The 13,875-nt window shown below is 38.1% G+C and carries 13 protein-coding genes; 7 read left to right on the forward strand and 6 right to left on the reverse strand.

Annotated features, from left to right (window positions below):
• Positions 1-64 precede the first annotated feature (64 nt).
• Entirely contained in the window at positions 65-727 is a 663-nt protein-coding gene (locus AOLE_RS05720; protein ID WP_005307039.1) for a response regulator transcription factor, read from the forward strand.
• A complete protein-coding gene (locus AOLE_RS05725; RefSeq protein ID WP_013197231.1) occupies positions 724-2,064 on the forward strand; it encodes a sensor histidine kinase in 1,341 nt (446 codons plus the stop codon). Before AOLE_RS05720 ends, AOLE_RS05725 begins: the two co-directional genes overlap by 4 nt.
• Positions 2,065-2,136: 72 nt before the next feature.
• On the opposite strand, the gene hemP is transcribed toward AOLE_RS05725, so the two are convergent.
• Positions 2,137-2,307: a hemin uptake protein HemP gene (gene hemP / locus AOLE_RS05730; protein WP_004643472.1), complete on the reverse strand. Its 171-nt coding sequence runs from the start codon at positions 2,305-2,307 to the stop codon at positions 2,137-2,139.
• Between the two features lie 136 nt (positions 2,308-2,443).
• Between hemP and AOLE_RS05735 the strand changes: the two genes are divergently transcribed.
• Positions 2,444-3,346 (forward strand): NUDIX domain-containing protein, encoded by a 903-nt coding sequence (locus AOLE_RS05735; protein ID WP_013197232.1) that lies wholly within the window; start codon positions 2,444-2,446, stop codon positions 3,344-3,346.
• Between the two features lie 22 nt (positions 3,347-3,368).
• Here AOLE_RS05735 and AOLE_RS05740 read toward each other — a convergent pair whose 3' ends face one another.
• Entirely contained in the window at positions 3,369-3,917 is a 549-nt protein-coding gene (locus AOLE_RS05740) for a tetratricopeptide repeat protein (protein ID WP_013197233.1), read from the reverse strand.
• Positions 3,918-3,938: 21 nt separating this feature from the next.
• Positions 3,939-6,335 (reverse strand): penicillin-binding protein 1B, encoded by a 2,397-nt coding sequence (gene mrcB / locus AOLE_RS05745; protein ID WP_013197234.1) that lies wholly within the window; start codon positions 6,333-6,335, stop codon positions 3,939-3,941.
• Positions 6,336-6,520: 185 nt separating this feature from the next.
• Here mrcB and AOLE_RS05750 point away from each other — a divergent pair, with 185 nt between their 5' ends.
• Both AOLE_RS05750 and AOLE_RS05755 read left to right on the forward strand, forming a co-directional pair.
• The gene (locus tag AOLE_RS05750) at positions 6,521-7,429 is read left to right on the forward strand and encodes an NAD(+) kinase (protein WP_004791221.1); all 909 of its coding nucleotides are present in this window, start codon (positions 6,521-6,523) and stop codon (positions 7,427-7,429) included.
• A complete protein-coding gene (locus tag AOLE_RS05755) occupies positions 7,426-7,698 on the forward strand; it encodes a YeaC family protein (RefSeq protein WP_004791223.1) in 273 nt (90 codons plus the stop codon). The genes AOLE_RS05750 and AOLE_RS05755 overlap by 4 nt, the downstream gene beginning before the upstream one ends.
• 202 nt (positions 7,699-7,900) lie before the next feature.
• Here the strand turns inward: AOLE_RS05755 and AOLE_RS05760 are convergent, their stop codons facing one another.
• On the reverse strand, positions 7,901-8,914 hold the full coding sequence (locus AOLE_RS05760; protein WP_013197235.1) for a glycosyl transferase family protein: 1,014 nt from the start codon (positions 8,912-8,914) through the stop codon (positions 7,901-7,903).
• Positions 8,915-9,420: 506 nt separating this feature from the next.
• On the opposite strand from AOLE_RS05760, the gene AOLE_RS05765 reads away from it, so the two are divergent.
• A complete protein-coding gene (locus tag AOLE_RS05765; RefSeq protein WP_005307027.1) occupies positions 9,421-10,779 on the forward strand; it encodes a dicarboxylate/amino acid:cation symporter in 1,359 nt (452 codons plus the stop codon).
• A 163-nt stretch (positions 10,780-10,942) separates the two neighbouring features.
• The gene (locus AOLE_RS05770) at positions 10,943-12,088 is read left to right on the forward strand and encodes an acyl-CoA dehydrogenase family protein (protein ID WP_004791229.1); all 1,146 of its coding nucleotides are present in this window, start codon (positions 10,943-10,945) and stop codon (positions 12,086-12,088) included.
• A 50-nt stretch (positions 12,089-12,138) separates the two neighbouring features.
• Here AOLE_RS05770 and AOLE_RS05775 read toward each other — a convergent pair whose 3' ends face one another.
• The gene (locus AOLE_RS05775; protein ID WP_023274164.1) at positions 12,139-12,765 is read right to left on the reverse strand and encodes a hypothetical protein; all 627 of its coding nucleotides are present in this window, start codon (positions 12,763-12,765) and stop codon (positions 12,139-12,141) included.
• A 108-nt stretch (positions 12,766-12,873) separates the two neighbouring features.
• A complete protein-coding gene (locus tag AOLE_RS05780) occupies positions 12,874-13,818 on the reverse strand; it encodes an alpha/beta hydrolase (RefSeq protein ID WP_023274165.1) in 945 nt (314 codons plus the stop codon).
• Between the last annotated feature and the right edge of the window lie 57 nt (positions 13,819-13,875).

The following is a 13,875-nucleotide window of genomic DNA, read 5'->3' on the forward strand; positions in this document are numbered from 1 at the left end:
ATGCGGCTTTGCTTTTTTTATAAAGGCTTGGCAAGATTAAAACAGCATATAACAGGAAAAATAGATGAGAATTTTGCTTGCAGAAGATGATCGCTCTCAAGCTGAAAGTATTCAATCATGGTTAGAGTTAGATGGTTATCAGGTCGATTGGGTGGAAAGAGGTGATTATGCGCTTACGGCAATCGAACAGCATGACTATGACTGTATTTTACTTGATCGGGGACTGCCGCAATTAGCGGGTGAGAAAGTTCTAACAACGATCCGTTATAAACAAAAAAATGTTCCTGTTATTTTTATTACCGCACGTGACAGCATTCATGATCGAGTAGAAGGACTAGATTTAGGCGCAAATGATTATTTGGTTAAGCCTTTTAGTTTAGAAGAACTCTCTGCCCGAATTCGCGCTCAATTGCGTAAACAAACGTTAAGTCAACAATCGATTTTAACGTGGGGTGATTTGCAACTTGATACACAAGCGAAAGTTGTATTAAGTGCTGGCAAGTCTATTGATTTAACGGCAAAAGAATTCCAAATATTGCGTAAGCTGATGGTTCATCCAGAACATATTATTACCCGTGATCAATTAGAAGAAGCACTCTATGCATGGGGTGAGGAAATTGAAAGTAACGCCATCGAAGTATTTATTTATCAGCTTCGAAAAAAAATTGGAAGTAGCTGCATTAAAACCATACGGGGATTAGGCTACCGTATGGGAGATTTAAAATGAAATCGAATCGCTCATCTTTGCAGTCACAACTGGTTAAAACCACCATGTGGAGTAGTGTGGTGGTGGGCTTGGTGGCTTTAAGCTTACTTACCATATTTTCTGTTTATCACAACATGTCAGTGCAAGATGAAATCATGGATGAAATTTCAGATACTTTGCTAGTTTCTGACCTTTCTAAACATTCTATGAAGCAGTTTGATCAGCTCAGTGATGAATTTGATATTCAGTATGAGTTATTAAGCTCTGGGCAATTACTTACTCATTCTCATAGTTATCAACATGAACTTTTTGAACAAGGAAAATTATCTGAAGGTTTTTCATATTTTTGGTTTGATGGTCAATTATGGCGTAGTCTGGCTGCACAACAAGAAGACTCTCAACTAGAAGTTGAAGTCTTTCAGCCAATGAGTACACGTATTGAAGAAGTACTCAAAGCACTTGCAGGCTATAGTGGTCTTATGGTGTTGTTCTGGTTGCTGCAATGGGTCATTGTAAGTTGGCGTACGGAGCAACAATTGGCTGCGCTAAATTTACTTTCTAGACGTATTGCCCAAAAAACAGCTTCAAATTTAGACCCAATTCAAGACCCAGATGTCATTACCGAAATTCAACCCGTGATTGATGCTTTAAACCAATTACTTGCAAGATTGCAAAGGGCATTAGTGGCTGAGCAGCGTTTTACAGCGGATGCTTCCCATGAGCTACGTTCTCCATTATCTGCCATACAAATGCGCCTTCAAGTTTTACAGCGTAAATATCAACATGTTCCAGAACTTCATCAGGACTTTGAGCGCATACAAGAGGACGTTTCAAGAAGTACAAAAGTACTTGAAAACTTACTCCTTCTGGCTCGCCTAGAACCCAATGAAGCAGAGCAGCCACAACTTCCAAAAACAGTTATCGATTTAAATTACTTATTGGCTAGAGTCATTGAAACTGTAACTTTAGATGCGAATGCTAAACAGATGTTGATAGAGACAAATACCTTATCGACAGAAACTAAAACCTTTGCGAATGAAGAATTACTGTTTATTGCTTTTAGAAATTTATTTGATAATGCCATTCGTTATAGTCCGAATTTAGGTTCTATTCATGTTGAGATTAGTCAGGACGAACAGCAAATTAAGGTCGCTATAGAAGATACAGGAAATGGTGTAGATGATGAGGTATTGCAACGTTTAGGACAGCGGTTTTTTCGAGTATTAGGTACTCAGCAGCAAGGTTCAGGATTGGGAATTTCAATTACAAGAAAAATTATTGAATTGCATAATGGTGAATTGCGTTTTATGCATGCTAAACAGGGTGGTTTGAGGGTAGAAGTTAATCTTCCATTATAAAAAATAGCATGGTTACCCATGCTATCCATTTTTTGTTTTCCCACGAATATTATTGAAACGCGAGTGTATTTTTTATTTAGTTAAAATTAGGCGATTATTGCGAGTGAGGCGTAAACGATATTCCTCGCCAGCATGCATAATGCGGATTTCACGGCCTAATGCAAAGAGGTTGTTAGAATGTAACATTGGTAAGGCATGAGCTGTTTCATTGTTACGAGTAAATAAGCTAAAAGGTGCGTTCATTTGTTGTGCTCCGTGGTATGTTCTTGAACGATTTAAATGATAATCATTATCGAATAGATCTGTCAATGAGATTTTTAAGATTTTATAAAATGATAAAATTTGCTTACACTTGAGAAAAGTTTTAGAGAGTAAAAAAATGCCCAAACCAATCGTCGATGTCGCTATAGCAATCTTGATCCATCGTGGAAAAATACTAGTTGGATGGCGCGAAGAGCAGCAGCATCAAGGTGGAAAGCATGAGTTTCCGGGCGGGAAAGTTGAGCAGGGTGAAACACCCGAAGAAGCCTGTCGCCGTGAAATCTATGAAGAAGTGGGTATTGGTTTAAAAGATTGGCATCAATTTGATTATATTCACCATGAATATGACGACATTATTGTCAATTTACATTTATTCCATAGTTATGTGCCTGATGAACTATTAAATCTTATTCATCAACCATGGGCATGGTACACACGTGAACAATTACTTCACTTAAACTTTCCAAAAGCGAATAAAGACATCATAAAAAGATTGTATTGGCCGCATTTTATTAAAATTAGCCCTACGCTGACACCAGTCGAAAATGATGACACTTTAGTGTATTGGCGTAGTGAAAAAGATAGTTTTGATCAGGCAGATCTAGAAAAGTTAGCTCTTTTAGATACCGATCAGCTTTCAAAATTAATCGTGAATATCGATGTTTGGCACAAGTTAAAACCTGAGTTAAAAACTCATATAAAAACAGTACATCTTAAGCAATCCCAATTAATGAGTTTGCATAAAGGCGACTTGGAAGTGGGAGTGCGTTTTATTGCTGCTTGCCACGATGCAGTTTCTTTACAACATGCTCAGCAAATTGGCTGCGATGCTGTTTTTATAAGTCCTGTCAAAGTAACAGAGACCCATCCAGATGCGAGCGCATTAGGGTGGGATCGTTTAAATGACTTGATTGAGAAATGCCAGATTCCCGTATTCGCTTTGGGAGGCATGAGTCCTGATGATTTAGTCACAGCACAGCAACACGGTGCTTATGGCTTGGCGGGTATTCGTAATTTTTAATAAGACATAAAAGCATTAAAAGCTAGAGCGCTTTTAATGCTTGTTGTGCTTCTTGAACAGTTTTTGGGTTATTACGCTGTTGCCCAGCTTTTAAAATAGTTAGCCAAAGCTGTTTTTTCATTGCTTGGCTCTGAGCAAAGCTTAAACCACGTCGTGCTAAAGACTCAGCATTAGAATATTGCTGTTTATGATTTGCAGTAAGTGCAAGAAATAAATAAGTCTCAGCTGCTTGCGGTGCTAAACGCTGTGCCTGAAGTGCATAGCGTTCAGCTTCTGACCATTGCTGGTTTTTATAAGCCTGCTGTGTTTTTTGCATTAAAACTTTAAATGCAGGTAACTGGCTGCCATCATCACTAAAATGTTGAGGATTTTTCTGTTGAGGAACGATCACCTGTAAATTTTTGCGTTGAATTTCCGGATGATCATAAGGTGTAATTTTTACACCCGATGGAGTTTGCGTCTTTTTGACTGGAGGAGTAGGTGTTTTCTCTTTGGAGTCAGAATGATCGGGCAAAGTTGTACAGCCGACCATAAGAACAGCACCAATATAAAAAACACCTTTCTTCAACATATCCTAATTTCCTGTTTACGCTTAGTTGTTATAACTACCACTTGAAATTACACGTGAGTTATTTGACAGATCTTGTTGCATCTGACTTTCACTTTCACGAATATAACTGTCGGTATTATCATCCTGAGAGTCAGACGTTGTGTTATCACTTTGTGGCGTATATGTTGGATCAACTTGATAATAAGGTGCTCCACATGGTGTAGCACGGTGCGGAACCGTATGTGTTAGCATCGGAATATACATAGCGCCATCACAAGCCTGAGCAGATAAATCACCTGTTGCACGATCAATCCACTGCCACTGTACAGTGTCTGGTTGACGTATATTCACAGGAGTTTGGCGTAACTGTTTCATTACGTTAGTCCATACTGGCAATGCACCAGATGAGCCTGTTAATCCTGTTACTTTGTTGTCATCTAAACCTAACCATACTACAGCGACATGGTTACCCGAATAACCTGCAAACCATGAGTCACGTGTATCGTTAGTCGTACCTGATTTACCCGCCAATTTTAAAGCTGGAGATAAGCTGCTATAGGCTGAACGACCAGTACCCGAAGACATAACCTGTTGTAAACCATAGTTCATGATATAGCCAACAGCTGGATCAATCGTTTGTTGGACATTCAGGCCATAACGGTCAAGTAAACGACCATTCGCATCTACCACAGAGCGAATTGCACGAGTTGGATATTTAAAACCGCCTGTGGCGAAGTTTTCATAGATTCCGAGCACTTCCATTGGTGACATATTGACTGCCCCAAGGAAAATAGAAGGGTAGGCAGGAATCGTTGATTCAACACCAAACTTTCTTAGATTATTGGTAAATGTTGATAAACCAAACTCTTGACCCAAACGTACAGCAGAAAGGTTGTATGAGTTTGCTAATGCTTCGCTCAGACTTACTACACCATGTCCACCACCACTATAGTTTTTAGGTGTCCAGCTTTTACCGCCATCTACAGGAACACTGATTGGAGCATCTTCAATTTGGCTTGCCCAGTTATAACGACCAGATTCAATCGCACTTAAATAAATCACAGGTTTCAATAAAGAACCGACTTGACGTTTTGCATCTAAAGCACGGTTAAAACCAGTAAAGTCTTGTGTAGAGCCAACTGCTGCAACAAGCTCACCATTTTCAGGATGGGCAATCAGTACAGCACCTTGTAGGTTTTTCAAACGTGCTGGGTTGCTGTTGGCTAAGCGTTCTACTGAAGCTTTAAACGCGTTTTGAACTTGAGTTTGAGTAATTGGATCTAAGGTCGTAAAAATACGTAATCCCTGATTGGTTAAATCACTTTCTTGATATTCTGTACGCAACTGGCGACGCACAATATCTAAAAAGTCTGGGAATTTTGCAGGCCCTAAACTTGGTTTACTTAATACATTTAAAGGACGTGCAATTTCATCTTCATATTCGGCTTGAGTTAAATAACCCATCACACGCATGTTATTTAACACAGTGTCGCGACGTTTTTTTGCACCTTCAGGGTTTTTCCAAGGATTATATAAAGAAGGGCCTTGTACCAAACCTACTAAATAAGCTTGTTGTGCAACGCTAAGTTCACGTAATGGCAAACCAAAATAAAATTGTGAAGCCAAACCATAGCCATTAATTGAGTAGCTACCGTTTTGGCCCAGATTCACTTCATTTAAATAGGCTTCTAAAATTTCATCTTTGCTGTAATGCAGCTCGATGAGCAAAGCCATTAAGGCCTCATTAACTTTACGTTTTAATGTACGCTCAGGTGTGAGATAGAAGTTTTTAACTAATTGTTGAGTCAGGGTTGAGCCACCTTGACGCTTTCCACCCGTGATATTACTCACTAGTGCACGAGCTGTACCGCGAATTGAAATACCATGATGATGATAAAAATTGCGGTCTTCTGTAGAAATTAAAGCTTCAATAAGTGGTTTAGGGACATTATTCAGTTTAATAAGTACACGGTCTTCATTGTGTTGAGGATAAATTCCTCCAATGAGTAACGGTTCTAAGCGTGCAACGCCAGTTGAAGAAGGTTTGGTACTTCGAACTTCAACAACTTGATCATTTGCAAAACTTAACTCTAAGACTTGTTCAGGTTCAACACTGTCACCGTAGTCAAAACCACGTGTGTGAATATACATGTTGCTGCCTTGAGCAACATAACTTCCAGACTTGTCATAATTACTTGAAGTTTTGTAACCCAGTAGCTTCAATTCTTGAGTGAAATTTGCTTGGGAAATAGGTGCGTTGTTATAAATTTCCAGAGGTCGTGCAAACACTTTGGCAGGAATATCCCACCGTTGTCCTTCAAATTTTTCACGGATAATATTATCTAAACGAATCAGATAGATACTAAGAGCAATAAAAGCACCAATGACCAAAATGGAAAAGATTAGTGCAAAGAAACCGATACCACGTTCAAACTTCATAAAAATGAGATAAAACCCTAACAATGCCTGTAATGATGCGATAGCTTGTCATCAATTTGCAATGATAAAACTGTGAATAATTGGAAAACTTAGATTGAATTTTACAGCATCTTGTAGTTATGTTTTTTTAAATTAATCAGGTTAATGTTATTATAGGCAAGTATCGCAGCGGAGCTTACTCATTCGTGCAAATTTCACATAAGTCCTTCAGAAACGTCGGGTTAATCGGTCGACCAGATAAATCATCAGTTGTAGAAACACTATGTTTAATTCATGATCATTTATTGAACCTAGGTTTAAACCCCATTTTTGATCAGGAAACTGCTGAATTAGTGCCTTATGATCATGCACAGGTAGTAAGCCGTCATTTATTAGGTGAAGTTGCTGATTTAGTTATTGTAGTTGGCGGGGACGGTTCTTTACTCCACGCGGCAAGAGCTTTAGTTCGTTACAATACACCTGTTATTGGTATCAACCGTGGTCGATTAGGTTTTCTAACCGATATCAAACCATCAGAAGCGATTTTTAAACTTGACCAAGTGCTTCAAGGGCATTTTCAACTTGATCGCCGTTTCTTACTTGAAATGGAAGTGCGAACAAATGGCGAAGTCATTTATGATGCCATTGCTTTAAATGATGTCGTTTTGCACTCGGGTAAGTCGGTCCACATGATTGACTTCGAACTCAACATTGATGGTCAATATGTTTATCGCCAGCATAGTGATGGTTTAATTGTTTCGACTCCAACTGGATCAACAGCTTATGCGTTGTCAGGTGGTGGACCAATTTTACATCCAAGTATGGATGCGATTGCATTAGTTCCAATGCATCCGCATACATTGTCATCACGTCCGATCGTAGTCGGTGGACAAAGCGAAATTAAGATTGTTATTCGCGAAAATCGGGTGTTACCAATGGTGAGTGCAGATGGTCAACATAGCATATCGCTCAATGTTGGAGATAGTTTACACATCCGCAAACATCCATTTAAACTAAGTTTATTGCATCCACCAGGTTATGATTTTTATATGGCCTGCCGTACCAAACTTGGTTGGAACCAAGATTTTGAATCTTTCCAAAGAGATGAATCATGAATATTGAACAAATGCTATCTATTTTAAACCCTGAGATCGTAGAGCGTTTAAAAACAGCAGTAGAAATTGGTAAATGGCCAAATGGCGTTGTTTTAACAAAAGAGCAGCGTGAAACTTGTATGCAAGCTGTAATTGCTTGGGAGTTAAAGAACTTACCAGAAGAGCAGCGTAGTGGTTATATTGACCGTGGTACGAAAGAAGAGGGTGAGGTTTGTGAAGATGATCACCACAAACATGAGCCAGAATTTAAACCAATTCGTTTTGTTTAAAATTTAATAAGACAGAAAATTTATTTTTGGTTATTCCATACAGCCTCATATAGCATGTTTTTTATAAGTTGTAGTATATAGGCTTTTATTACTTTTGAAGGATCAAAAGTAACCAAAAATCCTTTGTATCACTGACGATACTTCCATGTATCGCAGTGATACGGTCGACATCCATGTCGACTTTCACGATAGCATATGTTAACTACGCATTAAGATTGCTTGAATTTCTTGTTTCCCACAATACTTTTGCTTTCTGCATTGCCTCTTCAAAACTCGCAACAACGCCCATGGTATATAGCGCAATTCCCATTGTTTCTGTTACTGCCATTTCACCGTATTCATGGTGCTGCTGACCTAGCCATACTGCTTTGAAAGTTGCTAAATCTAATTCTTCTTCAGTTGGACTACGTTCAGGCGTGAGTTTTGGTAACTCATGTTCATAGAGCTCACCATTTTTAATGCCACAAATGAGTGTTTTTGCATCTGGATTTCGCTCAAATTCACCGCCTTCACCCTTAATCACAGCACTATTTTGATAGCCTAAGCGCAGTGCACTATGTTGATGAGAGGTTCTATACGCTGGATGGAATATAGCTTGTAAGGTAGCTTTAGCATTAAAAGGATTAATGAGACGGGCTAAAGTATGAATAGGCGAACGTAATCCCATTACATTTCTTAAAGAAATCAGTTCACTTAAAACTGGTGAAATCACATCTAGTGGTAAGTATGCGAAATTTTGCTCTGCTAGTTGTGTTCGTACTTCTTGTTCAGAATGACAAATTTGATAACCCAGATATTCTAAAACTTGCTCGGTATAGACACGGTTAAGCGTGTGACCTGATGCACCATGCATAACAATCTTATAGCCATGTTGGGCAAGCGTAAGAGCTGCTAACAAAAACCATGGGTAATGTTTACGTTTACCCGCATAAGATGACCAGTCTAAATCAACGTCTAAAGGTTGAAAATTGAGTTGATCTCTAGTGGCTTGAACAAATCCCGCGAGTTCATCAATAGATTCTTCTTTAACACGAAGTAGCATTAAAAAAGCACCTAACTGAACATCAAGCACTTCACCTTTTAAAATCATGCTAAATGCTTGATAAGCTTCTTCATAGCTTAAAGAGCGTGAACCACTTTTTCCCTTACCTAAAATACGGACATATTGAGCGAATGGGTGTTCAGCATCTTTATAGATATTACGTTTAGTATTCATCGTGGTTCAAAAACAATAAAAATGATGGGATGTAGGCAGCTCAAAATGAAATGTCCACAAGTATTTAATCAATATGACATAAAAAACTGTCGAAAAAATATCAAAAGTGTTTCTTATACTAAAGTCTTAAGGCTGCATGAGTGTTTTTTGCGCGTATTAGCTAAAAATTTAACCGAATCATTATTTAATTCGAGTACACTTTCTTGTGCTTTTTTTGAGCACTCATATCATAATTTTCTGTGATTCTCCTATATCTTCAGCTTTTTATTGAAAAAGTAAGAGGTTATTTCTAACTACTCAAAGTGGTTAGAAACTTCAGGTATTCTCCTGTTTTAGAAAACAACTTTTTTTGTTTTCATTGAGGTAGTAGGAAGGTTTTTTGTTTACAAAGAACCGTTTCCCTTTTGCGGTGTTCATGTGAAAGGTTAGGGCTGTGTATTCGTAAAGAATAGACGTTTCATTTTGGTATTTCCAACGGACTTGGAAATATAGATTGAAGTAAAGTTATGGCTAAAAAACCGATTTATAAATCACTTTATTTTCAGGTGATTATTGCGATTATTGCGGGTGTTTTGGTAGGGCATTTTTCCCCAAGCTCAACGCAAATTGTCAATGGTGTTGAACAGCATATCCCAGGTTTAGGTGAGAAACTCAAGCCATTAGGTGATGCCTTTATTCGTTTGATCAAGATGATCATCGCTCCAGTTATTTTCTGTACCGTGGTCAGCGGTATTGCTGGCATGGAAAGCATGAAGTCAGTCGGAAAAACTGGCGGCGTCGCGTTGTTATATTTTGAAGTTGTTTCAACAATTGCACTTCTGATTGGCCTTGTTGTAATTAACATTGCTAAACCGGGTGTAGGGATGAATATTGACCCTACAACTCTAGACACCTCGGGCATTCAAAAATACGTCAGTTCTGGTGAGTCACAATCTACCATTGATTTCTTAATGCACATCATTCCAGATACGGTTGTTGGCGCATTTGCAAATGGTGAAATCTTACAAGTCCTTCTTTTTGCAATTCTCTTTGGTTTTGCTTTACATAAGTTAGGTGATGCAGGACGTCCAGTTTTAAAATTTATTGATCAAGTTGCACATGTGTTCTTTAACATTGTGAACATGATTATGAAACTGGCTCCGATTGGTGCATTCGGTGCAATGGCATTCACCATTGGTAAATATGGCGTTGGTTCACTTGTACAATTAGGGCAATTAATTCTCTGCTTCTATGTTACGTGTCTACTCTTTATCTTCTTGATTTTGGGTACAATCAGCCGTATGAGTGGATTCAGTATCCTCAAAATGATTCGCATGATTCGTGAAGAGTTATTAATTGTACTTGGTACATCTTCTTCTGAATCTGTTTTACCTCGCATGTTGCGTAAACTCGAAATTGCAGGTTGTGAAAAGTCTGTAGTCGGTTTGGTTATTCCAACAGGTTATTCATTTAACCTAGATGGAACGTCAATTTATTTGACTATGGCAGCAATCTTTATTGCTCAGGCAACGAATACTCAGCTTGATATTCAACATCAGATTACTTTGTTATTAGTACTCTTAATCTCATCTAAGGGTGCGGCGGGTGTAACTGGATCTGGCTTTATTGTTATGGCGGCAACTTTGTCTGCTGTTGGACATATTCCGGTTGCAGGTTTGGCATTGATTTTAGGTATTGACCGTTTCATGTCAGAAGCACGTGCTTTAACTAACCTCGTTGGTAACTCTTTAGCGACGATTGTTGTTGCTAAATGGGTCGGTGCTTTAGATAAAGATAAGCTTAATGATGCTTTAAATAATCCAGATGAAGTCGACAGAAAAATGATGGAACCAAAAAGTCCTCAAGTCGCTGAAGGTCTAGATTAATTCAAATAAACCTATATAAAAAAGGAAGCTAAAGCTTCCTTTTTTATTGGCTGACTGAAAAGTACAGTTTTAATGAGCAGCTATGCCATGACAGTTGCTAAAAAAATGATTAGCATGCACAGCAATGAGATTCGATAAAACAATAAAGCTGAAGGAAAATATTATGTTGGCATACGATGCAGATTTAGAATTATTCCGTGATAATTTTAAACGTTTTATGAGTGAGCATATTGCGCCTCACTACGACCAATGGGAACGCGAAGGAATCATGCCTCGTTCAGTTTGGAATCAACTGGGTGAAAATGGCTATTTATGTGTGGATGTTCCAGAAGAATATGGTGGTTATGGGGTTCCAACTTACTATTCATTGATGCTGGTTGAAGAATCTGCACGTGCTGGCTTTTGTGCATTATCAACAGCTATTTCTTGCCACTCTGAAATTGCCGCACCGTATATTTTACATATCGGGACAGAAGAGCAAAAACAATATTGGTTACCGAAAATGGTAACAGGTGAAGTTGTTGGTGCAATTGGTATGACTGAACCTGGAGCAGGTTCAGATTTACAATCAATGCGTACCAGTGCCATTTTGCAAGACGATCACTATTTATTAAATGGTTCAAAAACATTTATTTCAAATGGACAGCATGCTGATCTTGTCGTGCTTGCAGTAAAAACTGATCCTCAAGCACGGGCGAAAGGTGTGTCATTATTATTGGCAGATACACATTTGGAAGGCTTTAAAAAAGGCACAAATTTAGACAAAATCGGCCTACATTCTCAAGATACATCTGAGTTGTTTTTTGACAATGTGAAAGTACCTAAAAACCAATTACTTGGTCAAGCTGGGCAAGGTTTTGCTTATTTAATGCAAGAGTTACCTCGTGAACGTACTGCAATTGCATCTACTGCAATTGGGGCAATTCGCGGTGCGATTGATTTGGCAACAGCTTATGTAAAAGAGCGTCAAGCATTTGGTCAACCCATTTCACAGTTCCAAAATACTCGTTTTGTTTTAGCACAAGCAAAAATTGATGAGCTTGCAACAGCGGCTTTTTATGAAAGAAACGTTGCCTTATATCAAGAAGGCAAACTAGATGTAGAAACGGCTGCGGCATTGAAAAGTTTCAGTAGTGATATGCAAATGAAGGTTGCAGACAACTTACTCCAACTTTTTGGTGGGTATGGTTATATGACTGAATATCCAATTTCACGTTTCTTTGTAGATGCCCGTATCCAACGTATTTACGGTGGTACAAATGAAATTATGAAAGAAATCGTAGCACGTGGATTAATTGGCAAAGCCTAATTAAGCAGAGAAAAAACAGCCTGTCTTAGAACAGGCTGTTTTGTTTTTAACTATTTGGTCTTTTGTTGAATGACAGGATAGTCTTGTTGTTTCGGCAATTGCTGTAATGCATGATTCATCTTTCTTAAAAACTCATCTGCTTCATCTTGATGAAATGAATCTTCGGTGTATTCACTACGTTCTTGAAAGACGACACCACAACCAGTTATTTTCATATTTTCAGGATTAAATGACCAGTCATTTGGATTCTTTAAGTTAATGTTTAAATCACTTTCACAACTTTTCCATAAACGTAAAAACTCATTTGATAATTCTGCTTTAAATCCTCGTGCTGGATAGACCGAGAAACCTTTCATTTCGGGATTAGAAAACTGTATAAACATGTCTACTGGCATACCGCCCCAAATGATTGCTGTATTTTCTGGTAAAGCAATCCCTGATAAATTTTTCTCTTTTAAAGCATGTGTTTGCTCAAATTTCTGCCTGAAATTTTGGGACTTATAGGTGAGCTTGGTTTTAGGTGGGATTGGAATACCACGAACTTGATTACTGACAGTTGTCATATAGTACGGAGAATTATCCCTACCATTGCATCCTGCGATTAAGGGGCAACCGCCACAAGCCGTTAAACTAAAACTTGTAAGACCCAGTAAGCCTAAAACAATAATTTTATTCATTCTATTTTACTGTTGTTATGACATATTGGGTCAGTATAACCAATCTATGCATTAAGAGGACTATCTTTAAGAACAACGAAATAATCATCTTTAAATGTAATTATGTTTTTACTTGGCTGGCTGCTGTGATGGCCCATCAAATAAAGATTTACAGCTTTCTAGGTCTTTGCACGAAGCAAACATAAGGGCTTTGGGTAGACTTGCATACAAATTTGTAATGTGTTGTTCAGCAGGGTTATAAAAATGCCAATAAGTAAATTGATCTGAACGTTTATTTTCCAGAGCTTTAAAGAAATCTGTTTCGTTAAATTTATTATCAAGTTGAGTGCGAGGCCCGCCTTGTTCATGTGTACCGACCGTGGTCAAAAGCATCGGAGAGTTGCTTTGTTTTTGACTTTGCCAATGATTTAACTGTTGGAATAACATGCCTTGATCAAACCAAAGAGAAGGGCTTGCAGCAAAATAACGCTGAAATGCATCTGGCTTTTGAAAAAAATGATAAAGAACCAACAAGCCTCCAAAAGAATGTCCATATAGACTCTGTTGTTGACTATTAACTGGAAATTGTTTTGCAATTTCTGGTTTGAGTTCATCATTTAAAAAATTGATGAATTTGTCAGCACCGCCATATTTATATTTACCTTGTGCCTGAAATTCAGCAGAAGGTTTTGGTGTGTAATCATAAGCGCGTTTTTGCACATCAAAAGTTTTTTGCTGCGGGTAACCAACCGCGACGATCATGAGTGGGTCTAGGCCTAATTTTGCTGAACCTGCACCAATAGACTGGGCAATATTGGCAGCACTTGGGAATGTTGCATTGCCATCTAATATATAAAGTACTGGATAACCATGTTGGGGTGGGGCAACGGGTGGTTTATAAATTTGAATAAGATAATCATGGCCTGTATTTTTAGATTTAATTTGAAATTGTGCCTGATTATTTTGAAAAATGATTTTGGATTGATTTTGTGTAGAAGTTTGAGCCAAAACAGAGCTACTTATTAATGAGCTTAAAAGGAAACAGCAAGGTAAAAAGAAAAATGATTTATGCATAATGGGGAATAATAAAATTTATTACACAAATGATAAATGAAAATCATTATCAAATAA

The organism is Acinetobacter oleivorans DR1, assembly GCF_000196795.1.
Lineage (GTDB): Bacteria > Pseudomonadota > Gammaproteobacteria > Pseudomonadales > Moraxellaceae > Acinetobacter > Acinetobacter oleivorans.